General features: G+C 61.4%; 26 protein-coding genes. 13 read left to right on the top strand and 13 right to left on the bottom strand.

Annotation, left to right across the window (positions count from 1 at the left end; translation table 11 throughout):
• Positions 1 to 52 precede the first annotated feature (52 nt).
• Complete coding sequence (locus V473_RS18065) at positions 53 to 1060, bottom strand: zinc-dependent alcohol dehydrogenase family protein (RefSeq protein ID WP_066608303.1); 1008 nt, start codon at positions 1058 to 1060, stop codon at positions 53 to 55.
• A 133-nt stretch (positions 1061 to 1193) separates the two neighbouring features.
• On the opposite strand from V473_RS18065, the gene V473_RS18060 reads away from it, so the two are divergent.
• The 4 genes from V473_RS18060 to V473_RS18045 all read left to right on the top strand — a co-directional run bounded on the left by V473_RS18060 (position 1194) and on the right by V473_RS18045 (position 5131).
• Complete coding sequence (locus V473_RS18060; protein WP_082679226.1) at positions 1194 to 1982, top strand: NUDIX hydrolase; 789 nt, start codon at positions 1194 to 1196, stop codon at positions 1980 to 1982.
• A 63-nt stretch (positions 1983 to 2045) separates the two neighbouring features.
• On the top strand, positions 2046 to 3143 hold the full coding sequence (locus tag V473_RS18055; protein WP_066608296.1) for an acyl-CoA dehydrogenase family protein: 1098 nt from the start codon (positions 2046 to 2048) through the stop codon (positions 3141 to 3143).
• Positions 3140 to 4351: an acyl-CoA dehydrogenase family protein gene (locus V473_RS18050; RefSeq protein ID WP_066608294.1), complete on the top strand. Its 1212-nt coding sequence runs from the start codon at positions 3140 to 3142 to the stop codon at positions 4349 to 4351. The genes V473_RS18055 and V473_RS18050 overlap by 4 nt, the downstream gene beginning before the upstream one ends.
• A gap of 27 nt (positions 4352 to 4378) precedes the next feature.
• Positions 4379 to 5131, top strand: coding sequence for a DMT family transporter (locus V473_RS18045; RefSeq protein WP_082679201.1), 753 nt, complete (start codon positions 4379 to 4381; stop codon positions 5129 to 5131).
• A gap of 50 nt (positions 5132 to 5181) precedes the next feature.
• Here V473_RS18045 and V473_RS18040 read toward each other — a convergent pair whose 3' ends face one another.
• On the bottom strand, positions 5182 to 8139 hold the full coding sequence (locus V473_RS18040) for a Tn3 family transposase (protein ID WP_011627729.1): 2958 nt from the start codon (positions 8137 to 8139) through the stop codon (positions 5182 to 5184).
• A 139-nt stretch (positions 8140 to 8278) separates the two neighbouring features.
• Between V473_RS18040 and V473_RS18035 the strand changes: the two genes are divergently transcribed.
• Entirely contained in the window at positions 8279 to 8872 is a 594-nt protein-coding gene (locus V473_RS18035) for a recombinase family protein (RefSeq protein ID WP_013039114.1), read from the top strand.
• A gap of 181 nt (positions 8873 to 9053) precedes the next feature.
• Here the strand turns inward: V473_RS18035 and V473_RS18030 are convergent, their stop codons facing one another.
• A complete protein-coding gene (locus V473_RS18030; RefSeq protein WP_066608289.1) occupies positions 9054 to 9647 on the bottom strand; it encodes a TetR/AcrR family transcriptional regulator in 594 nt (197 codons plus the stop codon).
• An 83-nt stretch (positions 9648 to 9730) separates the two neighbouring features.
• Here V473_RS18030 and V473_RS18025 point away from each other — a divergent pair, with 83 nt between their 5' ends.
• The 4 genes from V473_RS18025 (at position 9731) to V473_RS18010 (ending at position 12553) form a co-directional block, all read left to right on the top strand.
• On the top strand, positions 9731 to 10783 hold the full coding sequence (locus V473_RS18025) for an aldo/keto reductase (protein ID WP_082679200.1): 1053 nt from the start codon (positions 9731 to 9733) through the stop codon (positions 10781 to 10783).
• 2 nt (positions 10784 to 10785) lie between these two features.
• Positions 10786 to 11631 (top strand): NAD-dependent epimerase/dehydratase family protein, encoded by an 846-nt coding sequence (locus V473_RS18020; protein WP_066608287.1) that lies wholly within the window; start codon positions 10786 to 10788, stop codon positions 11629 to 11631.
• A gap of 3 nt (positions 11632 to 11634) precedes the next feature.
• Positions 11635 to 12078 carry an acyl-CoA thioesterase gene (locus V473_RS18015; protein WP_066608285.1) on the top strand — a complete coding sequence of 148 codons (444 nt, stop codon included), beginning with the start codon at positions 11635 to 11637 and terminating at the stop codon, positions 12076 to 12078.
• Positions 12079 to 12304: 226 nt separating this feature from the next.
• Entirely contained in the window at positions 12305 to 12553 is a 249-nt protein-coding gene (locus V473_RS18010; protein WP_148648442.1) for a transposase, read from the top strand.
• A gap of 616 nt (positions 12554 to 13169) precedes the next feature.
• Here V473_RS18010 and V473_RS18005 read toward each other — a convergent pair.
• Positions 13170 to 13634 (bottom strand): Lrp/AsnC family transcriptional regulator, encoded by a 465-nt coding sequence (locus V473_RS18005; protein ID WP_066608283.1) that lies wholly within the window; start codon positions 13632 to 13634, stop codon positions 13170 to 13172.
• 119 nt (positions 13635 to 13753) lie between these two features.
• Here V473_RS18005 and alr point away from each other — a divergent pair, with 119 nt between their 5' ends.
• Genes alr through V473_RS17990 form a run of 3 tightly spaced genes read left to right on the top strand, consistent with a single transcriptional unit; the run spans position 13754 to position 16498 of the window.
• Complete coding sequence (alr, locus tag V473_RS18000) at positions 13754 to 14884, top strand: alanine racemase (protein WP_066608776.1); 1131 nt, start codon at positions 13754 to 13756, stop codon at positions 14882 to 14884.
• The gene (locus tag V473_RS17995; protein ID WP_066608276.1) at positions 14881 to 16137 is read left to right on the top strand and encodes a D-amino acid dehydrogenase; all 1257 of its coding nucleotides are present in this window, start codon (positions 14881 to 14883) and stop codon (positions 16135 to 16137) included. Before alr ends, V473_RS17995 begins: the two co-directional genes overlap by 4 nt.
• A gap of 16 nt (positions 16138 to 16153) precedes the next feature.
• Positions 16154 to 16498, top strand: coding sequence for a RidA family protein (locus tag V473_RS17990; protein ID WP_066608275.1), 345 nt, complete (start codon positions 16154 to 16156; stop codon positions 16496 to 16498).
• Between the two features lie 173 nt (positions 16499 to 16671).
• On the opposite strand, the gene V473_RS17985 is transcribed toward V473_RS17990, so the two are convergent.
• The 6 genes from V473_RS17985 to V473_RS17970 form a co-directional block, all read right to left on the bottom strand.
• A complete protein-coding gene (locus tag V473_RS17985; RefSeq protein ID WP_244884477.1) occupies positions 16672 to 17367 on the bottom strand; it encodes a spermidine synthase family protein in 696 nt (231 codons plus the stop codon).
• Between the two features lie 32 nt (positions 17368 to 17399).
• Positions 17400 to 17609, bottom strand: coding sequence for a hypothetical protein (locus V473_RS23070; RefSeq protein ID WP_082679199.1), 210 nt, complete (start codon positions 17607 to 17609; stop codon positions 17400 to 17402).
• Between the two features lie 59 nt (positions 17610 to 17668).
• Positions 17669 to 17809, bottom strand: a complete 141-nt coding sequence (locus V473_RS24175; protein ID WP_165363663.1) for a hypothetical protein — start codon at positions 17807 to 17809, stop codon at positions 17669 to 17671.
• A gap of 130 nt (positions 17810 to 17939) precedes the next feature.
• Positions 17940 to 18269, bottom strand: a complete 330-nt coding sequence (locus tag V473_RS17980; RefSeq protein ID WP_066608265.1) for a DUF6481 family protein — start codon at positions 18267 to 18269, stop codon at positions 17940 to 17942.
• Between the two features lie 74 nt (positions 18270 to 18343).
• Positions 18344 to 18550 carry a cold-shock protein gene (locus V473_RS17975; RefSeq protein ID WP_066608262.1) on the bottom strand — a complete coding sequence of 69 codons (207 nt, stop codon included), beginning with the start codon at positions 18548 to 18550 and terminating at the stop codon, positions 18344 to 18346.
• 866 nt (positions 18551 to 19416) lie between these two features.
• Positions 19417 to 19845, bottom strand: coding sequence for a MarR family winged helix-turn-helix transcriptional regulator (locus V473_RS17970; RefSeq protein ID WP_066608260.1), 429 nt, complete (start codon positions 19843 to 19845; stop codon positions 19417 to 19419).
• Between the two features lie 84 nt (positions 19846 to 19929).
• On the opposite strand from V473_RS17970, the gene V473_RS17965 reads away from it, so the two are divergent.
• Positions 19930 to 20766: a p-hydroxycinnamoyl CoA hydratase/lyase gene (locus V473_RS17965; RefSeq protein WP_066608258.1), complete on the top strand. Its 837-nt coding sequence runs from the start codon at positions 19930 to 19932 to the stop codon at positions 20764 to 20766.
• A gap of 59 nt (positions 20767 to 20825) precedes the next feature.
• On the opposite strand, the gene V473_RS17960 is transcribed toward V473_RS17965, so the two are convergent.
• The 3 genes from V473_RS17960 to V473_RS24445 all read right to left on the bottom strand — a co-directional run bounded on the left by V473_RS17960 (position 20826) and on the right by V473_RS24445 (position 22189).
• Positions 20826 to 21197, bottom strand: a complete 372-nt coding sequence (locus tag V473_RS17960) for a PilZ domain-containing protein (protein WP_066608255.1) — start codon at positions 21195 to 21197, stop codon at positions 20826 to 20828.
• Between the two features lie 297 nt (positions 21198 to 21494).
• On the bottom strand, positions 21495 to 21731 hold the full coding sequence (locus V473_RS17955) for a hypothetical protein (RefSeq protein ID WP_129925821.1): 237 nt from the start codon (positions 21729 to 21731) through the stop codon (positions 21495 to 21497).
• A 239-nt stretch (positions 21732 to 21970) separates the two neighbouring features.
• Positions 21971 to 22189, bottom strand: coding sequence for a substrate-binding domain-containing protein (locus V473_RS24445; protein WP_066608247.1), 219 nt, complete (start codon positions 22187 to 22189; stop codon positions 21971 to 21973).
• Positions 22190 to 22233: the final 44 nt, after the last annotated feature.

The raw sequence follows: 22233 nt of genomic DNA, 5'->3' as shown, positions 1-22233 counted from the left end.
CATGCCGCGGGACGAACGCCGACAGGCTCATTGGCGCCGCCCCGATGCCCGATCAGATTTCAATGCCGATCTTGCCGAAATGCCGGCCGCTTTCCTGATGGCGAAAGGCGCTGGAAAGCTCGGCTAGGGGGAAACGCTCCTCGACCACGGGGCGGATGCCGGTGGCGTCGATGGCGGCGATCATGTCGATCTGGTGCCTACGACTGCCCACCGTCACACCGATCACCCGCGCCTGCCTACCCATCACCAGTGCCGTGGGCACTGGCCCCTGCACCCCCGTAAGCACGCCGATCATCGAAATATGACCGCCCATCCGAATGGCGGACAGCGATTGGGGCAGCGTACCCGCGCCGCCAATCTCTACCACATGGTCGACACCGCGTCCGTCGGTCAGTTTCTTGGCCGTCGATCCCCATTTTGCGTCCGCACGATAGTTGATGAGATGATCGGCACCCATCGTCCTCAGACGTTCCAGCTTCGCATCGGACGATGATGTCGCGATTACGCGCGCGCCCATCGCCTTGGCAAACTGCAAAGCAAAGATCGAAACACCGCCCGTACCCTGAACGAGCACATATTCGCCCGCCTTGATGCCCCCTTCCACCACCAGCGCACGCCAGGCGGTAAGCCCCGCGCAGGTAAGCGTCGCCGCTTCCATCGCATCATATCCGCGTGGCGCATGGGTGAACCAATGTGCAGGCACGGTCACGATTTCGCGTGCATAACCGTCGATGCCGTCGCCCGGCACATTGGTAAAGCCACCATCCTGCGGGCCACCATCGAGCCAATCGGGGAAAAAGGTGGAAACCACCAGATCGCCGATGGCGAATTGCGTCACCCCTTCGCCCAGCGCCATGATCTCGCCCGCGCCGTCCGACAGGGGGATGCGACCGCCCTGTGCCGGGATTGCGCCGGTCACGACGGCATAATCATGATAGTTGAGCGAACTTGCCCGCAACCGCACCTGAATTTCGCCAGGGCCGGGACGTGGCGCATCGGGCATGTCGACCAGACGCAGGCTATTCAGCGTGGCGGGGTTGTCGATCTGGATCGCGTGCATAGATTTTCTCCTGAAATTGCCGTTCCATATCCAATGTCGGCAAAGAAAGCTTGTCCTTCCACATATCCTGTCCCACACATAGGCAAATAAGTGAACCTTGTTGCGGATCGCCAATGGCGGAGGTGAGGATGATATGGCAGATGGACCCAGAGACATAGCGATAGCGCGACCGGCGGCCACCATATTGCTGGTTCGCGATGCGCCTTTTGAGGTGCTTATGGTCCGCCGCCATCCCGAACAGACTTTCTCGTCGGCGCTCGTCTTTCCCGGCGGCACCGTGGATGAAAGCGACCGGGCGGACGACTGGCTGGATCTGGTGACGGGCGGGGAAGCGCTGGATAGTGGCGAACGCGCGCTGCGGATCGCTGCGTTTCGCGAAACATTCGAAGAAACCGCGATTTTGCTGGCGCGCGATGCCGATGGCAGGCCGGTGCCCTGCGTCAGTACGGCACGCGATGATTTTCGTGCCGTGGTCGCGGAAAGCGGTGGTACATTGTGGCTGGATGATCTGGTCAAATTCGGCCATTGGATCACCCCGGTCAACGGACTCAAAAGGTTCGACACCCATTTCTTTCTGGCCGCGGCACCCGATGGACAGGAAGCGAAGTGCGATGGCGGGGAAGCGGTCGCGCTGGAATGGGCGTCGCCGGACGCGATCCTGGCGCGCGCCAGTGCGGGCGAGCGGTCGATTCTTTTTCCTACGCGCATGAACCTGCGGCGGCTGGCCGAATCCGACACGGTCGACGCAGCTTTGGCGGCGGCGCGCGCACGGTCTGTCTTTACCGTGCTGCCACGGGTGGAGCGGCGCGAAGGTGGCATGGCCGTCCTGATCCCCCACGAAGCGGGTTATGGCGAGACGGAGAATTTTCACCCCCGTGCGGAAATGACTGGCCACGCCGCAGGGCAGCCGGCCGGGGACTGAGCGGCAATATATCAGGCGCGCGCAGGTAAGCCGTTGCGCCACTAGTGGAGTGAGAGGCGATCCATGTCGATTTTATATGACGATGCGCAACAGGCGATCGGCGGGGAGGCCATCAGGATTCTGGCCGATCACACGCGCAGCGAAACGCTAAAGATATTGCTGGAAACGACGGGACAGCACGACGCGGTCTTCTGGAACATCTGCAGGGAACAGGGCTGGACCGCCGTCGCGATCCCGGAGGAATTTGGCGGCATCGGCTTTGGGCTGGTCGAAATGGGCCTGATCGCCGAAGCGATCGGGCGGGTTGCTGCCGGCGCACCGTTTCTGGGCACTGGATATGGTGTGGCGCAGTCGATCCTGCGCTACGGGTCAGATCGTTTGAAAGCGCGATGGTTGCCGCTATTGGCCAGCGGTGACACGATCGGCGCGGTGGCCTTTGCGGAAGGGGCCGACATGCTTCCATCCCGGCCGGCGTTGCGCCTTGCCGATGGCCGCCTGACGGGTATGAAGCCTGCGGTGTCGGCTGGCGGCAGCGCCGACATCGCGATCCTGCTTGCATCGGGCGATCATGGCCCTGTTCTGGTGCTGGTGGAACTGGAGACAGGCGGCGTGACGCGGCAATTGGTCGATACGTTCGACAATAGCCGCTGTACGGCCGACCTGCACTTTGACGAAGTGGCAGCAACCATCCTGGTTGACGAGGATGCATTGGCTGCGGCCCGCAGCGTGCTGGAATTACAGGCCGTGGTCACCGCACATGAACAGGTGGGCGGCGCAGAAGCGATGCTGGGCAAGGCGCGCGACTATGCGATGGAACGGCGTGCCTTCGGCCAGGTCATCGGCGGATTCCAGTCGGTCAAGCACCGCATTGCGGAGGACTATGTGCTGGTGGAACTGGCCCGCGCCAACGCCATCCAGGCCGCAGCCACCGAAGGCCAGGTCGATTTCGGTCGCAACGCGGCGGCCGCGCGCCTTTCGGCAACCGAAGCCTATGACACCGTGTCGCGTGACGCGACGCAAGTCCATGGTGGCATCGGCGTGACATGGGAGGCCGATCTTCATTTGCATCAACGCCGCGCGCGCACGCTGGCGATCGAAAATGGCCCGTCGCTTTTTTGGGAGGATGCGCTGGTGGATTATCTGGTGGGAGAGGCCGCATGAACAGCGATCTGGAATCCTATCGCGCCAGGGCGACGGCATGGCTGGCGACCAAGGCGGCGCAATTTGGACGCGCGGCACGGCGCGGCCTGTCCGAAGCGGACGATCTGGCGCTGGGTCGTCGCTGGCAGGCGGAAAAATTCGCGGCAGGCTATGCCGCGATCAGCTGGCCCAGGGAACATGGCGGTCAAGGGCTGGGAGCGCTCGAAAAGCTGGCGTTCGAGCAGGAGGAGATGAAGCACAGTTTCCCCAATGATTATTTCGGCGTTAGCTTGGGTATGCCCGTGCCGATCATGTTGCGTTATGTGAACAACGATTGGGCAAGCGAACGCGCTACTAGGGCGCTCAAGGGCGAGGAAATCTGGTGCCAGCTATTTTCCGAACCGGCTGTGGGGTCGGATCTGGCCGGGCTGCGCACCCGCGCGGACCGGGAAGAAGACACGGGCGACTGGATCATCAACGGCCAGAAGCTGTGGACCACCTGGGCGCAATATGCCGATTATGGGGTAATCGTCGCGCGAAACGACCCTGGCGTCGCCAAGCATCGCGGGCTTACCTATTTCTGGGTCGATATGAAGGCGCCGGGAGTAACGGTTCGGCCCGTCAAACTGGCCGAAGGCCGTTCCGAAGTGAATGAGGTGTTCTTCGACGATGTTCGTATAACGGACAGCCAGCGCCTTGGCCCGGTTGGTGGCGGCTTTGGCGTGGCGATGGAAACGCTGATGATCGAACGCTATCAGGCGACCGATCCGGCAGGCTTCGGGCCGCCGATTGACCTTTTCGTCGAAGAAGCCATGGCCATCCGCATCGGCGGCAAGCCCGCGATCGAGGATGGCCGTGTGCGCGAACGTATCGCGCGCACCTATGCCGCGCAATCGGCGCTGGCCGCCATTCATCGGCGCGCCCTGCTCAGCCTTGCCGCCGGGATGCAGCCGGGACCGGAAGGATCGGTGCATAAACTCGTGTCCGTCCGCACGCGCCAGAAGCTCAGTGAATTTGCCATGGACCTCAAGGGTGTAGAGGGTATGCGCTATGATGATGAAAAGACGCGCAAGGAAAGCTGGTCGAAAAGCTGGATGACCGCGCCGACAGGGCGAATTGCAGGTGGAGCGGATGAAATGCTACTCAACACCATCGCCGAAAGGATATTGGGCTTGCCGCAGGATCACCGGCCGGACAAAGGTGTCGCCTTCAACGACATTCCACGCTGACTGTCGCATCATTGTCATGGAGTATGCATGCCGCTACGGGACTTTCTGATTTTCCTAGCGATTTGCATAGCCTGGGCGTTGAATACGATCGTCAGCAAGCTGGTCGTCAGCGACATGGCCGTGCCGCCGCTTTTCTATGCGGCGGCGCGGACATTGGTGGTTGGGGCGTTGCTATATCGCTATCTGTTCCCAGTGCCTGCACAAATATGGCGGGTGTGCGTCGTCACGTTGTGCGTCGGCGGCGGAGGCTTTGCGCTGATGTTCATCGGATTGCAGACCGCCACGCCATCGTCAGCCGCTGTGGTCGTTCTGTCGCAAACGCCGCTGACGATCCTCTTTGCGGTACTGCTGTTGGGCGAAAAGGTAGGGATAAGGCGCTTTATCGGTATGTTGCTGACCCTGGCCGGGGTGCTGGTCGTGCTGTTTGATCCCGTGGGTCTGCACGGCTCCATCGGCCTCATATTTGTGGGGCTTTGCGCGTTGGCGGGGTCGCTTGGCTCGGTCATGCTGAAGCAATTGCCGACGGAACCGATCCGCCTCCAGGCATGGGGTGGCGTATCGAGCAGCATCATCCTGATGCCGATCAGCCTGTTGCTGGAGAACGGGCAATGGACCGCGATGGACGCTGCGGGCTGGCATTTCATCGCTGCGCTGCTCTTTTCCGCCGTAGTGGTGTCCGTCATCGCGCACACAACCTATTATGGCCTGCTCCAGCGCTATGATGCCAATATGATCGCGCCATTGACGCTGATGACGCCGATCCTGACCATTATGGGGTGACTACACGAAAGTGACGCATCCGCACGCTAAGCGCGAACGTATGGTGAACGTTACGCGGCGAGCAACGAACTGATGGCGCGCAGTGGCCGCAGGACATCCGGATCGGGCCGATCTTCAACATTCCAGCTATAGTCGCCGGTGAGCGAGATATGTTCCCAGCCCAATGGCGCGACGTGACGTGCGATTTCGTCGGGCGTGCCGATATCAGCCAGCGCCACTTCGAGATAGCGGGTGTTCCACAGGATGATGGCGGCGACGAGCAGGTTGAGGCCGGAGGCGCGATAGGTCTGGTTCTCGAACCGCCGATCACGCAATTCGCCGAGCTGGTTGAAGAAGAGCGCGCGTGCGAGCGCGTTGCGGGCCTCGCCCTTGTTGAGGCCCGCCTGGGTACGCCGGCGCAGATCAATGTCGCGCAGCCAGTCGAGCATGAAGATCGAGCGTTCGAGGCGGCCCAGCTCGCGCATCGCGAGGGCCAGTCCGTTCTGTCGCGGATAGGCGGACAGGCGGCGAAGCATCGCCGAAGCGGTGGCGGTGCCGGTGCGTATCGATGTGGCGAACCGCAGCAGTTCATCCCAATGCGCCGCGACATGACCCAATGCGATCGGTTCGGCCGTCATGCCGGCAAGCAAGGGGCCGGCTTCCTGGCCGGGAAGGAGGTGCAAACGACGCTGCTTGATGTCGCGCAGGCGCGGCGCGAAGCGGTAGCCGAAGAAGGGCATAAGGCCGAACACATGGTCCGATGCACCGCCTGTATCGGTGTAGTGCTCCTCGATTGTCAGGCCGGTCTGCTGATACAGCAAGCCATCCAGCACATAGGGAGCTTCGCCGGCGGTCGCCGCGATTACCCGGGTCGCGAAGGGGTCATATCGATCCGAGACATGGGTGTAGAAGGCAACGCCCGGTTCGTTGCCGCTGCGCGCGTTGATGTCGCCGATTGCGGCGCCACGGCCCCCGGCATGGAATTGCTGTCCGTCGCTCGACGAGGTGGTGCCGTCTCCCCACAGCGCGGCGAGCGGCATGGCGCGATGGGCGTCGATCAGCCTTCCCAGCGCTTCACCATAGGCGGCCTCGCTGATGTGCCAGTCGTGGAGATGGGCGAGCTGGCGCAGGCTTGCGCCTCGGCAGGTTTCCGCCATGCGTGTGAGGCCGAGATTGATGCCATCGGCAAGGATGACGGTGAGCAGCGCATTGCGGTCGTCGGCCTCCCGGCCCGAACGCCGATGGATGAAGCATTCGCTGAACCCGGTCCAGGCATCGACCTCAAGCAGGAGATCGGTGATCTTCACGCGCGGCAGTCGGTCATAGGCAGCGCGACGGGCAATCTCGGTGGCGGGTGGCGTTGCCGCTTTCAGCGGCGAGATGATAAGGCCGCTTTCGTCAAGCCTGACCTGGGGCAGCTCGCCCTGTCGGGCGAGGACCGTCACCTGTTCGATCGCCGTGTCGAGCCTGGCGCGCCTTTCCTCGATATGACGATCGAAGTCCGTTTCGATGGCGAGCGGCAACGGCCCCTTCTCGCGAAGCGCGTCGAAGGTGGCCGGCGGGATGAGGTAGCTATCGAAATCGCGGAACTGGCGGCTTCCCGAGACCCATATGTCTCCCGCTCGCAACCGCTCCCGTAGCTGGGACAAGGCGCATAGTTCATAGGCGGCGCGATCGACGATGCCGTCCCGCAGGACGAACGGCCGCCATGCGGAGGGCACAAAGCGCAGCGGCACGCGATCAGGCAAGCGCCGTTTGCCGGTCCGGTATAGCTCCGCGATGATGGTAAGCGCCGACAGGAGTCCCTGCACCGCACCGGCGCCGCGAAATTCGAAGGTGTTGAGAAAGGCACCGGCAAAGAGCTTCACCGTGCGATGCCGCTCGATCAATTCAGCGGTGCGATCGACGGTTTCCGGTCGCCCGAGTACTTCGGCCCGCGCGACCGCCACGGCGAAGCGCTGCCAATCCAGCGCCTCGATCTGCGCCAGAGAGTCCACACCGTTGGTGCGCGCTTCGATGAGAATGCGGCAAGACCCTGTGAGCGTCCGGAGATGGCCTTGCAACTCGCGCACCGTCTTGAGGGCTTTGTCACGGGTCCGGTTCTCGGCGCGACGCGACATGCTGCCCAACAGCTTGTCGAACATCGTCAGGGTGGCATCGGTCAGGCTTTCCTCAAGACGGATGCCCTGCGCCGCCAGCGTCGCATGGCGGCGCAGGGCATTGAGTTCGCCAAGGTGCTGGGGTGTGATCCGGCTGCCTTCGTCCGCCAGCCTGTCAAAAGTCAAAGCCGGGATCATGTCGGCACGGGCGCGATCGAGATCCAGCGCGCGGATATGAGTGAGCCGTTCGATCAGGCGTAGGATGTTGCGCGCTGCCGGCGACTGTGGTGCATTGCGCAGCCAGGATAGCCATGTCGCGGCTTGCCCTGTTCGTCGGGCCAGCAGATCGTCCAGCCCCTGCAGCGTATCGGGCCGCAGGCCGTTCGTGAGCACTTCATAGGTAAGCTGTTCGGCCTGCTGGCGAGCACGCCGGAGTACCGCTTCGAGAACCGATGAAGAAGGCAGGAGGATCTGCCGGCGCCGAAGTTCGTCAACGATGACCCCCGCCATCTGGCCGGGGTGGACGATGGTCTGTGCGATCGGGATCGAGAATGCGACAACTTCGTGGAAAGCCTTGCGGTCGAAAATCCTGAACCCGTGCGATCGTCGGATTTCAACGAGATGTTCGCGACGGGTCTGGTCCCGATGGGCATAGTCCGCGAAGGCTTCGGGCGCGACGCCGAGTTGCTGCGCCACATAGGCGAGCACAGGAGCGGGCGGGACTTCACCCGCTTCCAGCGCACGGCCAGGCCATCTCATATAGAGTAGGAGCATCGCGTAGCCGAGCCGGGTGGCATCGCCGCGACGGCGGCCGACAATTTCCAGGTCGTCACCGGTCAGCGTATAGTGCCGCGCAATCTCGCGCTCATCGAGCGGCGCGCCATAATGCCCTGCCCAGATTTCCGCGCTCACCAGTCGCCGTCTCGCCAAGCACTATCTCCTTCCGCGTCCTTGTCCGTCAGACGGTCCTCTGGCGGCCAGCAGGAATATGTCCGTTAACTCTGGACCTATAACGGCGATTCGGACAAGATCAGATAATGATGGGAAAACGGACAGGATTGGGCTGCATGTGGCGTTGATCGGCTATGCGCGCGTCTCGACGGCAGACCAGAAGCTCTCACTCCAGCTCGACGCGCTGAACGCGGCCGGGTGCGACCGGATATTCGACGATCACGCATCTGGTGCAAAAGCCGATCGGCCCGGCCTGGCCGAGGCGCTCGCCTATCTGCGCAGCGGCGACACGCTGGTGGTTTGGAAACTCGACCGTCTTGGGCGCTCGATGAGCCATCTGATTGAGAAGGTCGGCGAGCTAGCGACGCGAGGTATCGGGTTCCGCTCGCTCACCGAGAACATCGACACCACCACTTCGGGCGGGATGCTGGTGTTCAACATCTTCGGCTCGCTTGCCCAGTTTGAGCGCGATCTGATCCGGGAGCGCACCCATGCAGGCCTCAAGGCCGCTCGCGAGCGAGGTCGCCCCGGTGGGCGGCGGCCAGTGGTCACACCTGACAAGCTCCGCAAGGCGCGCGAACATATCGCTTCCGGCCTCACAGTTCGCGAGGCCGCCGCGCGCCTCAAGATCGGCAAAACCGCCCTCTACAAAGCCCTCGAAGCCACGGAGAAGAACACAAAGTCCCAGCGTTCCCGGTCCGTTCGCTCTTAGCGTGCAGATAAGTCACTTTCGTGCAGTCACCCCATTATCTTTGGTGCTTTCATCACCGGGGATCCGATTGGATGGCGCCTAATTGTCGGTGCGTTGCTCGCAGTGGGCGGCGTCTTGATCATCGCTGTCCGGCCCAGCCGCACGCTGCCCAAATGGCTAATCGTGCGCGACCTCTAGGCGGTCAGCCCCCAGCGGCCAGAGCCAATGCGACTGCGTAGCCGATCCGACGGCGGAATGTTTCGGCCGTAGGCGCTTTCCCCTGCTTGGCGCCACGGGCAGCATGGATGAGAACGCTCGCGACTTGGGCGGTAGAGACGCCCTTGCCGGCAAAGGCGATATCCCCTGCGGCTTCTGCCCGGTCCAGCATCGCCTGGATGCGCGCACGGGGGCGCGGTCCTCCATGGGTGAAGTGGTCGGGATGCGCCGCCACAAAAGCCTTGAGTTCGCCCAGATGTTCGGCGTCGCCGAACCATTCCAGCGCCACGCCAAAATAGGCGTAGAGCAAGGCGCGCAAGCGTTGCGGCAAGGGCGCATCACTGGTTTCCGCCGCGACGGCGCGGCTCTCCACTTCGGCCTGGCAGCGATCGAGCATCATCGCGAAGATCGCCACCTTGCCGCTGAAATGCAGGTAGAGCGTAGCCTTGGCGACGCCCGCTTCGCGCGCAATATCGTCCATCGACGTGCGCCGATAGCCGTGTCGCACGAAAAGGATGCGCGTCGCTTCAACAATCTGGTCGAGCCGCAGGATAGTGGCGGGGCGGGGCGCTGCATTCATGGTGACTGAATATACAAAGACTAGACCAGATACAAGAATATGGTCTAGTTATTCCATTAACGGATTCGGTTGAGAGGAATGCCATGCGCTATATCAATCTCGGCAATACCGGGCTCAAGGTTTCCCGCCTTTGCCTCGGCTGCATGACCTATGGCGCAACGGGAGACGGCGTTGCCAGCACGGATCATGCCTGGACGCTGGATGAGGATGCGAGCCGCCCCTTTTTCCGCGCCGCATTGGAGGCAGGGATCAATTTCTTCGATACCGCCAATGGCTATTCAGCAGGGACGTCGGAAGAATATGTCGGCCGGGCGTTGAAGGCGATGGCCCGCCGTGATGAAGTGGTGATCGCGACCAAGGCCTATATCCCCTGGCGCAATGCGCCCAATGCCGGTGGGCTGAGCCGCAAGGCCTTGTTTCAGGCGGTGGATGACAGCCTGCGCCGATTGGGCACTGACTATATCGACTTGTACCAGATTCATCGCTGGGACGACGATACACCGATCGAAGAAACGATGGAGGCGTTGCACGACATCGTAAAGGCCGGCAAGGCCCGTTATATCGGCGCATCGTCGATGTGGGCGTGGCAATTTGCCAAGGCGCAGCATGTCGCGCAGTCGCATGGGTGGACCCGGTTCGTGTCGATGCAGCCGGAGGTCAACCTGCTCTATCGCGAGGAGGAAAGGGAGATGATCCCGCTGTGCATCGACCAGGGGGTTGGCGTCATCCCCTGGAGCCCGCTTGCGCGCGGCAAGTTGACCCGCCCGTGGGAGGCCGCCACGACGCGGTCGCAAACCGACCAGTTCGCGCAACATCTTTTCGGTAAGACCGAGGAGCAGGATCGGCAGGTGGTGGACGCGGTGCTGGCACTGGCCCGAAACCGGGGAGTCGCCCCGGCCCAGGTCGCGCTCGCCTGGTTGCTGGCGAAGCCCGGCATTACCGCGCCGATCATCGGCGCATCCAGGGCGGAGCATCTGAACGACGCCATTGCGGCGTTGGATCTGGTCCTTGACGACGCGGAGATCAAAGCGCTGGAGGCTCCCTATGTCCCGCATGTCGTCGTCGGGCTGGCTTTTTCTGGCGCCTTCCGGGGGCGGCTGACGTCGCCTTCGGCTGTTGAGAAGGGAGGTAATTGACCATGCAAGTAATGGTAACAGGCAGCGCGGGGAAGATCGGTCGCGAAGCCGTGCGGGCGCTCAAGGCGGCAGGCCACAGGGTTGTTGGCCTCGACCTCAAAGGCGGAACCATCGACGGGGTTCGCACGGTCAAGGTCGATTGCGCCGACTTCGGGCAGGTGATGGGCGCTTTTTCCGGCGTCGATACCATGGCAAAGCCAGACGCGATCGTGCATCTGGCGGGCATCCCCATGCCAGGCCTCGCCAGCGACGCAGATATATTCCAGGTCAATACGCTCTCGACCTATAATGTCTTTTCCGCCTGCGCCCGTCTGGACATTCATCGCGTGATATGGGCGTCAAGCGAAACGGTACTGGGCCTGCCCTTCACCACGCCGCCCGCCTATCTGCCGCTGGACGAAGATGCCCCCGACCTTCCCAACTGGTCTTATTCTCTGTCCAAACATCTGGGCGAGACGATGGCCGATCAATTCGTGCGCTGGCATCCAGCGATGGCGATCGCGTCGCTGCGCTTTTCCAATGTATTCGATGCAGCGGATTATGCCGCGCGCGACGCGATCGAAGCGCGGCCGGAGGCACGAAAGCTCAATCTTTGGGCCTATGTCGACGCGCGCGACTGCGGTGAGGCGTGCCGACTGGCGGTGGAGGCCCCATTGTCAGGTCATCAGCGGATGATCATCGCGGCGGCGAATTCCGTGGTGAGCGTGCCAAGCGGCGAGCTGGCTGCGCGCTATTTCCCTGATACGCCGATTAGGGACGGATTTGACGGCAATGTCTCCTTCCTGTCCTCGGCGCGAGCAGGTGAACTGATCGGCTACCATCCAAACTACAACTGGCGGGGAAGATAAGCCATGGGCCTGAAGGATGATCCCGCGCGCCTGCTTCGCGACCGTTATCCGATGCGCTTTACCACCCGTATCCTTTATTCGGACATGGATGCTTTTCGCCATCTCAACAACGGCGCGACCGGTCGCTATCTGGAGGAAGGGCGCGCCGACCTCAACATGACGGTATTTGGGGAGGACTGCATGATCGATCCTCCCGGCGGGCTGCAACTCCTGTTCGCAACCGTCACGATCGATTTCATCAAACAGGCCCATTATCCCGGAACAGTCGAGATCGCGACCGGACTCACGCGAATTGGCGGCAGTTCCTATATCATTGCCCAGGCCGCCTTTCAGCATGACGTCTGCTTTGCGCTTGGCGAGGCCGTGATGGTAAAGGCTATCGACGGGCGCCCGAAAGCTTTGACGGATGACGAAAAGGCGCGAATGGAGGGGTTGTCGATCGGTTGACGGGTGTAGGCCAGTCCGATGTGGCGGTCACTCGCTGGAACAACGGAGCGCCGCTTCCCGGTTCCGGATTCCATTGGCCAGCGTCATGTTCCATTGTAGGCAAGTCCGGCACCGAGATCATTAGCCTAGGCAATATGGACGAATTTGTCGGTATGGAAAATTTCCAATTCCTAAAATGAATCCGTTCTGATTCATAGGCTTCCGACTATCAGGGAGGTCGGAATGGTTGTCGACACGGATGGATGAGGAAGAGTGGGAGCACGCGCTGCTGCTATTCCGGGCGTGCTTGCCGCGCCGGGGACGCAAGGCGGACGACCGGCGCTTTCTGGAGGCACTGCATTTCTTCACAGTGGAGAATGTGCGTTGGCGGTCGCTTCCCAAGGATTACGGCCACTGGAACAGCGTGTGGACGCGGTTCGACCGGTTGAGCAAGGCCGACATGTTCGCCCCCTTTTCGACACGCTGGCTTCGATGAGTCCGTCAGCGCATCGGATGCAGATGTTCGATTCTACGACCGTGTGCGCCCCTGTGTCGGCAGCGGACGCAAAAGGCAGCAAAGTGGTCAAGCCCCCGGCCGCTCGCGCGGCGGGTTCACGACCAAAATCCACAAATAATATATCAAGGATCACGGCAATACAGGCGACCCGCTCGGAATGCCGACCTTCATCTTTGGCGAACCGGGTTTTTACGGCATTTCGGCGAGCTTGCCCTTTGGCGGTGCGAAACGAGCCGTGATCGTCGCTCTGCGCTGGGTCTGATCGGCGCCGCCGCCTGGTCCCCGGTGGCCGCCAACCCGGCCGAAAAGATCATTGTCCGCTTCAATGATGGTGTCGCCAGCGGTGATCTGACCGCGCGCGCTGAGGTGGCCCTATGGATCGAAAATCCCGGTCAGCCGGTATTTCGCGTAAAAGCCGGACGGCCAACCAATCGAGAGCGGCCGGACCCAGGCGCGGCCCGCACGCGACTTCACGGTCAAGATCGAACCTAAATGGCTGAAACCCGGCCGGGGTTATGTCATGCCGGATGCGCAGTGGGGCAACGAGTGGTACTATGTTCGAAGCTTTCAGATGACCTCACAGGTCGCCGCAACATTATTTCTTGGCGCGTCGTGGTCGCAGTGCGTCGCGCATGGCGATGCTGGAGTTGATCCGCGTCACGCCGGGCATCCGCGACAGGATTTCGCCGTGGATGCGCTCATAGGCGTCGACGCTGTCCGCCTCCACCCGCAACCAATAATCGACCGCCCCGGTCATCAGGAAACATTCGCGGATTTCGGGACATTGCCGTACCGCATGTTCGAACCGGGCGAGAAAATCGTCGGTCTGCCGGTCCAGCGTCACCTGGACCAGCACATTGACCATGGCGGTTTCGTCGCGCCCGCCAGCGACGAGCGTATAGCCGCGAATATAACCACCGGCCTCCAACTGTTTGATGCGCCGGTGGCAGGCGGACGGAGACAGGCCAACCTTTGCGGCGATGTCCGCATTGGAACGTCGGGCGTCGAGTTTCAACAAGCGCAATATGGCGCGATCGCTATTATCCAGGGTGGCGGTCATTCGTTCGAATCCAACGGAAGATTCATTACTTCATGCCAAAATGTTCGAATAATGTCCTGCATATAAAATGGATATTCGAAGAAACGTGATCTACTATGGTCTCGTCGAAAGGATATGGCATGGACGGTGGGACGGCGGCGACCCTGCGCATCGATCTGGGCGCTTTGGTGGCCAATTATGCATTGATTGTGCGTCAGGTCGCGCCCGCCAGCGTGGCCGGCGTGGTGAAGGCGGACGCTTATGGCCTGGGCGCGGTTCCGGTGTCGCATGCCCTGCTGCGGGCGGGGTGCCGCCACTTCTTCGTGGCGCATCTGTGCGAGGCGGCGGCGTTGAAGCCGCATCTGCCGGCGGATGTTCCGCTTTATGTCCTCAATGGATTGCCGCCCGGCGCCGAAGCTGCCTGTGCCGCGCTCGGTGCCGTGCCGGTGCTCAATTCGCTGGCGCAGATCGATGGCTGGGCGCACACCGCCCGGACACTGGTACGCAGGCTGCCCGGCGTTATCCAGGTCGATACCGGCATGTCGCGCCTCGGCCTGACGCCGGGCGAACTGGCGATCCTGCGCGATCAGCCGCACTTGCTGGACGGCATCGACCTGCAACTGATCATGAGCCATCTTGCCTGCGCCGATCAGCCGGACGACGCCTTCAATCGAGATCAGCGGCACAGGTTCGACGCGATCGCCGACCAGTTTCCCGGCGTACCGCGGTCGCTCGACAATTCGGGCGGGGCGATGGCGACGGGCGTGCGGCATGGCGATCTGGTCCGCGCCGGCATCGCGCTCTATGGCGGCGCGCCGCATGGCGATCCCAATCCGATGCGGGCCGTCATCGCGCTCGACGCCCATATCCTTCAACTGCGCACCGTGCCGGCGGGTGCGGGCGTCGGCTATGGCCTGACCCACCGTTGCGATCGTCCGTCGCACATCGCGACCATTTCGGTCGGTTATGCCGACGGCTGGCCCCGTCATCTCAGCGGTCGCGGCAGCGCCTATATCGGCGGCGTCCGCGCACCGATCGTCGGGCGGGTGTCGATGGATAGCATGGCGATCGACGTGACCGACATCGCCGATTATTTGCTCTATTCCGGCGCACCGGTGGAACTGATCGGGCCGCACCAGACGATCGATGCAGTCGCCGCGCAGGCGGGCACGATCAGCTACGAGATATTGACCCGGCTCGGCCACCGCTACGCGCGCAGCTACCTGCCCGCGCCGTCCGCCGCTGCTGACCAGAGGAGCGGCAAGGCATGAAGATCGTCATATTGGGTGGCGGCGTGATCGGCGTCACATCCGCCTGGTATCTGGCGCAGGCGGGGCATGAGGTGGTCGTCGTCGATCGCCAGGCCGGCGTGGCGCAGGAAACCAGCTTCGCCAATGCGGGCGAGATTTCCCCCGGTTACGCCTCGCCCTGGGCGGCGCCCGGCATCCCGGCCAAGGCGCTGCGCTGGCTGTTCATGCGCCATGCGCCGCTGATCCTGCGGCCCAATGTGGACATGGCGATGCTGCGTTGGATTGTCGCGATGCTCGGCAACTGCAACGCGCGGGATTATCGCATCAACAAGGGGCGCATGGTCCGGCTGGCGGAATATAGCCGCGACCGGCTGATCGCGCTGCGCGCGGAAACCGGCATCGCCTATGACGAACGCAGCCGAGGCACGCTCCAGCTATTTCGGGAACAAAAGCAACTCGACGGCATCGCCAAGGATATCGAGGTGCTGCGCGCCGACAACGTCCCGTTCGAAGTGCTGGACCGCGCCGGTTGCCTGGCCGCCGAACCGGGGCTGGCGGCCAGCGGGTCGCCGATCGTCGGCGGGCTGCGCCTGCCCAATGACGAAACCGGCGATTGCTTCAAATTCACCAATGCGCTGGCGGACATGGCCAGGGCGCGGGGCGTGCAATTCCTGCTGGGCCGCAATATTCAGGCGCTGGCGACGGGCGCCGGCCGCATCCGCCATGTCGTCACCGATCATGGCATGGTCAGCGGCGACGCTTATCTGGTCGCGATGGGCAGCTTCTCGCCCTTGCTGGTCGCGCCGCTCGGCCTGCGCCTGCCGGTCTATCCAGTGAAGGGCTATTCGATCACCGTGCCGATCGTGCAGCCGGACGCCGCACCGGTGTCGACCCTGCTCGACGAAAGCTACAAGGTGGCGATCACCCGGCTGGGCGACCGCATCCGCGTGGGCGGCATGGCCGAACTGTCGGGCTATACCAACGATCTGCCGCAGGCGCGCCGCGACACGCTGGACCATAGTGTCAATACGCTGTTCCCCGGCGCTGGCGACCTCTCACGCGCGACATTCTGGAGCGGACTGCGGCCGATGACGCCGGACTCGACCCCGGTGGTGGGTGCGACGACGATCGACAATCTGTTCCTCAACACCGGCCACGGCACGCTGGGCTGGACCATGGCCTGCGGATCAGGTCGGGTGATCGCCGACATCATCAGCGGGGCCAGGCCGGACATCGAAACCGCCGACCTGGCGCTCTCGCGCTACCGGCACTGAGGCAAGGAGACATAGCATGACCATCACCCGCATCGAAACCGGCCCGCGCATGAGCGAAGCGGTCATCCATGGCGACACCGTCTATCTGGCTGGCCAGGTCGGGGAAGGCGACAGCGTGACCGCCCAGACCCAGTTCGCGCTGGACGAGATCGACCGCCTGCTGGCCCTCGCCGGCAGCAGCAAGGCGCATATCTTGCGTGCGACCATCTGGCTGGCCGACATGACCGATTTCACCGAAATGAACAGCGTTTGGGACGCCTGGATCGCCGACGTCGACGCCCCGGCCCGCGCCACCGGCGAAGCCAGGCTGGCGACCGCCGACTATAAGGTCGAAATCATCATCACCGCCGCGCGCGCGTGATCGTTATGCCGGTGGATAAGTGTATGCAGGCGAAATCTTCAGCGCCGGCTTGGCACGCTGAACACCTGAACTGGCGGTGATGAATTTTGTTGATCGCATCCTGCGACGGACGCGCATTTGGAGCCGCTTCGTTGAACGTCAGCATGTCTGCCTTGATGGCTGCACCTTGATCGTCATTGGTTCCGGGTTGCAAACCAGATAATATGGGTGGCGGCTTCTCCATCGATCACGACCGGCACGTCAACCTCTTCGACATGGAAACGGGCGCGTTCAAGTCGATCGACGAAATCATCGTCTGGATAAGCCGACCATATAGCGAGTATCCCCTTTGGCCGCAGGGCCGCGTGTGCTGCGCGCAGCCCCCAATTGCAATAGAGGCGCTCATTGGCAATGTGGATCAACCCATCGGGACCATTATCGACATCCAGCAGGATCGCGTCATAGCCGACCGTCTCCTTGACGATGGCGTCATGGACGTCGCCCATTGTCAGGCACACCCTGTCGTCGGTCAAATAATCATGGAACAGGTGGGCCAGCGGTCCTTTCGCCCATTCTACGATCGCGGGGAGTAGCTCGGACACCGTAACCGCGGCGGTTGTGGGAAGGGATTTGAGCGCAGCGCCCAGCGTGAAGCCCATGCCCAACCCGCCGATGAGGATGCGGCTGTCGCTCTGCGTCAGCCGCTCGCATGTCAAGACGGCCAGCGCCTCTTCGGACTGACGGACTTGGTTGCCCATCAACTCCGTGTCGCGGAAGCGGATCGAATAATCGTCGCCCCGGCGCAACAGGCGCAATGTCCCGCCATCAGGAAGATCGGCCGTGTCGATCAGTTCAACCGGCACTGTTGCAACTTCAGCAGTTATGGCCAAAAAACATGCCCCTTTATTGGCTTCATGCGCCTTTATTGCGTGGCATATTGTCCAGGTTGAGCCTTGAACGTATCTCGCGCAAAGTTGCGCACGGCTGCTGCCGATTTGAACACTTCATCTTGTAACTGAGATGTTACGAGCGGATAACCCTGCGAATTATAACGGGTTTCGCGAACCGTGAGCCGAAAATTCCCTTCCTCATCCTTAGTGATCAAAAAGGGGCGGATTTTTTCTCGGCTCATCGGTGTTCCTTATAATATTGGGAAGCCCGCAATGGATATGTTTGCGAGCCTGCGATTGGTCAGCCCAGAACGGCCGCGACGATCTGCTTCAATTCGCAACTCGACAATGTTGCTGCGGCGGGCGTGGCGGGTCGTCTGACCGACCTGCCATAGGGCAGGCGGAAGGCCGGGCGGCTACGGGTTTCGGAAATGATATTCATATAAAATCCTCGCGGCTTGTGCCGCGTTTTGTTTGCAGGCGATGGCGTTTGACCCATCCAATGAGCGTGTCGTTGGGAGATTGTCCCCGGACTGTCGCTGATGGTGGAACTGCGCCCTGCCTATTCAAGATCAGGCCCGGTTCTTCCGGGCGAGATAGCGCGCGTCGCGCGCAGCTTTACGTTCGGCTTCGGTCAATACCGGCTTCTGGCGTGCGGCGCTTGCCGCTGCGGCTTCGAGGGCCAGCGCTTTTTTGGCGGCCTTCTCTTCTTTAGCCGCCAAAAGGGCGTTCTGACGCTTTTCGCGTGCCGCCGCTTCCTTTGCTAGACGCCGTTCGGCGCGTTCGGCCGCTGCGGCTTCATCGACCGGGGGCTTGTCGCGCAATTGTTCGAGAACCGCCGTTCGGGCGCGCGCGGCCGCAGCGATGCGCTCCTGAAACTGAGGTTCCTTATATCTTTTCATGCAGAGAAATATCCTGTTGTGTTAAATGCAGCCCGAAAGGGGCCGGGCGGCCGAGCCGCCCGGCCAAGCCCTTGTCAGGCTGCCTGGAGGTTGATTGCCGACATCTTGCCGCGCTGATCCTTTTCCAGCTCGTAGGTGACGCGCTGGTCCTTATCGAGCGTGCGCAGGCCGGCGCGCTCGACGGCAGAAATATGCACGAACGCATCGTCGCCGCCCGTTTCGGGAGCGATGAAGCCATAGCCCTTGTCGGCATTGAAGAATTTGACGGTTCCGGTGATCATAACGAAGTCTCCTTGTCACAGGTCTACGGGCATACGCGACAATTCGCGCATCCCGGCTTTTAGAGGCAAATATGGGGACAAAGGAGAGCCGAAGCGGCCCGATATCCGTCAAAACGCGACGTTCAGCAAAGTGGCTTTAGCACAAGTCGCTGCGATTTCAAAATCGAACCCCGCGCATGGCTGCTGCGCCCTGACAGGTGGACCTGAGGCGAAGCGCTATGGATGGGAGATATGGTCATGTAGGATCGTACGGCTTGCGACGCCTGACCTCATTTCTAGGGACCGCCGCTGCCACCTGCAACGGCGTCGTCAAAGCGGATCGTAGCTGAACAGCCACATGGACGAAGGCTGATTATTCGCCTTGTCTCCGGCGCTTTGAAGACGGCCCACCATCGTATAGCGCGTGCCGGCCTTAATGGCGCCGGAGAGTGTCAGGGGAGGCAGGCGGGGAAACATAGAGCGCAACGTCACGTCCCTCGTCGGTCGTCCTACTGACGGCGGTATAGCCAAGCTTGCGACCCGGCCGCCGCTCATTCGCCGGGCCGATGCCAGTCGAGCCCTTGAGCTTGGTGATGCGGCCTGCGACGCGAATCAGATTGCCATTGGGTGGTCGCTGTCGGTAAATTCGGCTTCCTTCACAAGGCCGGGGTCTAACGCCACTGCCGCCTAACCCTGGCGGCCATCGGAATATTCCTGCGGATACCGAGTATCGCAACCCCTCGTATGATTGCCAATGCATGGGGATCTGGGGGCGATCCAAAAGGCCGCGAAGTTGCAGGCCGCTATCTGCACTTGATCAGTCTGCACTTGATCAGAAGGAACGGATGGCAGATAGTTTCCGGGCGGCGCCAATATTCGATTTCCTCTTATGCGGTCGAACTATCCGCCATCCAAAGAGCATTGAGCGCCGGGACGAAATGATCCCGATGCTCCTGGGGAATGCGCGCCAAGAGGTCCGTCTCAAACGCCTGGGTGATGGCCTTGGTTCGCACAAGGCGTTTCTTTCCCTCCTCAGTGAGCGTGATCGCCATCGACTTGCGATCCAGCGGCCGACGCTGGATCAGCTTTTGCGCATCCAGCCGGTTGAGCAGCGGGACCATGTTCGCACGCTGAATGTCGAGTATGCGCCCGATCTCGCTCGAGGTGATATCATCCCGTCCATCGATCAGCAGCAGAACGGATGCCTCGGACAATTTCAGATCGACCGCCTGCAATCGGGTGGAGAGATCGACCATTATGACATGGGCGGCGCGACGCAAGGCATAGCCGGGCAGATGGGAAAGCGGATCACGCATCGAATCTCCATTATGCTATTGTCAATAGCAATCATATAATGCTATTTGACATAGCAAGTTTTAGTCCATCCGGGAAGGAATGCCATGTCTGATCGTGGAGAAGAAGACACCGTCGGCTTCAAAGTCGAAAACCGCATCGCTACCGTCTGGTTCAACCGCCCTGAAAAGCGAAACTGCATGAGTCCCAAGCTCAATCGGCAAATGATGCGCATATTGGAGGAGCTGGAATTTCGGGAGGATGTCGGCGTGCTGGTGCTGACGGGCGAAGGCACGTCCTGGTCGGCCGGCATGGATCTGAAGGAATATTTCCGTGAGAATGAACATCAGGGTCTGCACGCGACGCGTAAGGCCCAGCGCGAGGCTTATGGCTGGTGGGAACGACTGCGCTGGTATCAGAAGCCGACGATCGCGATGATCAACGGTTGGTGCTTTGGCGGAGCCTATGGCCCGCTCTTCGCGTGCGATCTGGCTGTCGCGGCGGAGGACGCACAATTCGGCTTGTCGGAAATCAACTGGGGAATCCTGCCCGGTGGCGGCGCGAGCAAGATCATCACCGAACTCACGGGGTTCCGTCGGTCGATGTACCACGCCATGATGGGGGAAAACCTGACCGGGACGCAGGCGGCGGAATGGGGTCTTGTCAACGAAGCGGTGCCGACCGATCGCCTTGAGGCGCGGGTGACGGAAATCGCAAATGTGCTGCTGGGCAAGAATGCCGAAGCTCTGCGTGGCACGAAATGGGCCATCCGCCGCGTGCGCGAGATGACCTATGATAATGCTGAAGATTATCTGGTGCGTGCGCAGGAGGCGGCCGGCTTTTTCGACAATGAAGGCCGCAAGGAAGCAACCCGACAGTTCATCGACGAGAAGTCGTTCAAGCCTGGTTTGGGCAGCTATGATCTGGATAAGTCGAAAGGTTGACCGGGACTGTTATCAAGCGGATCGGTTTAAGTCGGTCCGCTTCTATGTGGCATCACGGATCAACGCGACAATCTGGCTCCATCGGCGCGGTCCTGCGAAAATTTCGCAATCAACTCCGTCAGGCTGGGAACGGTCGTCATATTATCCTGAATCACTTTCAGGGGATCGACCATCTGCATGAAGCGGACTCCGCACAGGTCATCGCGCACCCAACTGACGCGCGATGCTATGTCCAGCCCTTTGGCGCGAAGCTGTACCCGACTACCGACATTGAAGCCGCGCCCCTCTTCCAATAGGCATCCCCCCGCGGAGATATCGCCGACGATCACCATGCGGACTTCATCACCTTCGACCAGTTCGGCTTCGAAAGCCGTTACGAAACGCGGGTGCTGTCGACGGTCAAATTGGATAGGTAATTTTTCGACTGTCATCGCGACATTCCTTTAGAAGCGGAAGCGTCGAGCTTTTCGGCGCGGGCATATTCGATAAATCGGTCGAATGTCGCTGAATCTTGTCGATATTGATGAAGAAATCGTTAACGAGGCACATAGACTAATTCAGTTTAACGATTGATTTTATGATAGAAATTTCTCTACGCGCATTCTGCGATGCGGGCTGTCGGTCGAGCGGACAAATAAGTGAGGCCAATCGGAATACACTGAACTTCGCGATGGCTTTCGCTCAGACAATCAGAATATTTGCCTGGCATAATTAGGAACAGTCGGCCATCAACCGCCGGGGGATGGACCAGCGCTTTGCTGCGCCGCATTTTCGGTGTTTACATTGTCGGCCCCTGACTGACCCGTTTCGAAAAAACCAAAGCCCAGTGCAACGGCCAATATAATGACGATCAGCAGCAGGCTGATTGTGAGGATATTGCGGGTGGCCCGCGTGCGCGATCCACCGCGTGCTTCGGTCGTCGTCACATGGGTGACGCTTTCCTCTTTGCTTCCAGTCTCATACATGGCCTTCTCCTTTTGAAACATAACCCGCGCCCTAATTGGCAGGTTCCCTTCCAAACGGAATCCGATCGGCGTCTTACCGCACGCGTACCGCCCTACTGCTGCCCCGCACTATTAGCCCCCCCTTCGATCACGACATCTTCATGCCTGGCGGGGTCTTCGCGCAATATGCGTATCAGGCGCAGCACTTCATCAACCATGCGCTGGGCGGGTTGGGCATAGGTGGCCAGGGAACAGGCAGGCTATGCCGCCATCGGCACATCGTCATAGCCAACGATCGAGATTTGCCAACCGACATCCCATCCGCACTCATGTCGCGCGACATTGATGGCGGCGATCGCCATGCGGTCATTGGCGCAGAAGATCGCGTCGGGCCGATCCTTGCCAGCCAGCAACCGTCGGGTCGCCGCGGTGGCGGCCTCGATCCGATAGTCGCCCGCCGCGCGAACCGGCGCCGTCACGCCCTGTTCGGCAAGATAGGCAAAAACGCCTGTTCACGCTGCAT

It is taken from the genome of Sphingobium cupriresistens LL01, from assembly GCF_001046645.1.
Classification (GTDB): Bacteria; Pseudomonadota; Alphaproteobacteria; order Sphingomonadales; family Sphingomonadaceae; genus Sphingobium; species Sphingobium cupriresistens.
Note: the sequence above shows the minus strand (reverse complement) of the source record. Positions and strands in the feature narration are given on the sequence as shown.

Coding starts and splice junctions, on each gene's coding strand:
- V473_RS24175 (WP_165363663.1), bottom strand. CDS start 17,809: ATGAATATCATTTCCGAAACCCGTAGCCGCCCGGCCTTCCGCCTGCCC.
- V473_RS17980 (WP_066608265.1), bottom strand. CDS start 18,269: ATGAAAAGATATAAGGAACCTCAGTTTCAGGAGCGCATCGCTGCGGCC.
- V473_RS18020 (WP_066608287.1), top strand. CDS start 10,786: ATGCAAGTAATGGTAACAGGCAGCGCGGGGAAGATCGGTCGCGAAGCC.
- V473_RS17990 (WP_066608275.1), top strand. CDS start 16,154: ATGACCATCACCCGCATCGAAACCGGCCCGCGCATGAGCGAAGCGGTC.
- V473_RS23070 (WP_082679199.1), bottom strand. CDS start 17,609: ATGAGCCGAGAAAAAATCCGCCCCTTTTTGATCACTAAGGATGAGGAA.
- V473_RS18025 (WP_082679200.1), top strand. CDS start 9,731: ATGCGCTATATCAATCTCGGCAATACCGGGCTCAAGGTTTCCCGCCTT.
- V473_RS18005 (WP_066608283.1), bottom strand. CDS start 13,634: ATGACCGCCACCCTGGATAATAGCGATCGCGCCATATTGCGCTTGTTG.
- V473_RS17970 (WP_066608260.1), bottom strand. CDS start 19,845: ATGCGTGATCCGCTTTCCCATCTGCCCGGCTATGCCTTGCGTCGCGCC.
- V473_RS18030 (WP_066608289.1), bottom strand. CDS start 9,647: ATGAATGCAGCGCCCCGCCCCGCCACTATCCTGCGGCTCGACCAGATT.
- V473_RS18050 (WP_066608294.1), top strand. CDS start 3,140: ATGAACAGCGATCTGGAATCCTATCGCGCCAGGGCGACGGCATGGCTG.
- V473_RS17960 (WP_066608255.1), bottom strand. CDS start 21,197: ATGACAGTCGAAAAATTACCTATCCAATTTGACCGTCGACAGCACCCG.
- V473_RS18045 (WP_082679201.1), top strand. CDS start 4,379: ATGCCGCTACGGGACTTTCTGATTTTCCTAGCGATTTGCATAGCCTGG.
- V473_RS17955 (WP_129925821.1), bottom strand. CDS start 21,731: ATGTATGAGACTGGAAGCAAAGAGGAAAGCGTCACCCATGTGACGACG.
- V473_RS17965 (WP_066608258.1), top strand. CDS start 19,930: ATGTCTGATCGTGGAGAAGAAGACACCGTCGGCTTCAAAGTCGAAAAC.
- V473_RS18055 (WP_066608296.1), top strand. CDS start 2,046: ATGTCGATTTTATATGACGATGCGCAACAGGCGATCGGCGGGGAGGCC.
- V473_RS17975 (WP_066608262.1), bottom strand. CDS start 18,550: ATGATCACCGGAACCGTCAAATTCTTCAATGCCGACAAGGGCTATGGC.
- V473_RS18065 (WP_066608303.1), bottom strand. CDS start 1,060: ATGCACGCGATCCAGATCGACAACCCCGCCACGCTGAATAGCCTGCGT.
- V473_RS18060 (WP_082679226.1), top strand. CDS start 1,194: ATGGCAGATGGACCCAGAGACATAGCGATAGCGCGACCGGCGGCCACC.
- alr (WP_066608776.1), top strand. CDS start 13,754: ATGGACGGTGGGACGGCGGCGACCCTGCGCATCGATCTGGGCGCTTTG.
- V473_RS17995 (WP_066608276.1), top strand. CDS start 14,881: ATGAAGATCGTCATATTGGGTGGCGGCGTGATCGGCGTCACATCCGCC.
- V473_RS18015 (WP_066608285.1), top strand. CDS start 11,635: ATGGGCCTGAAGGATGATCCCGCGCGCCTGCTTCGCGACCGTTATCCG.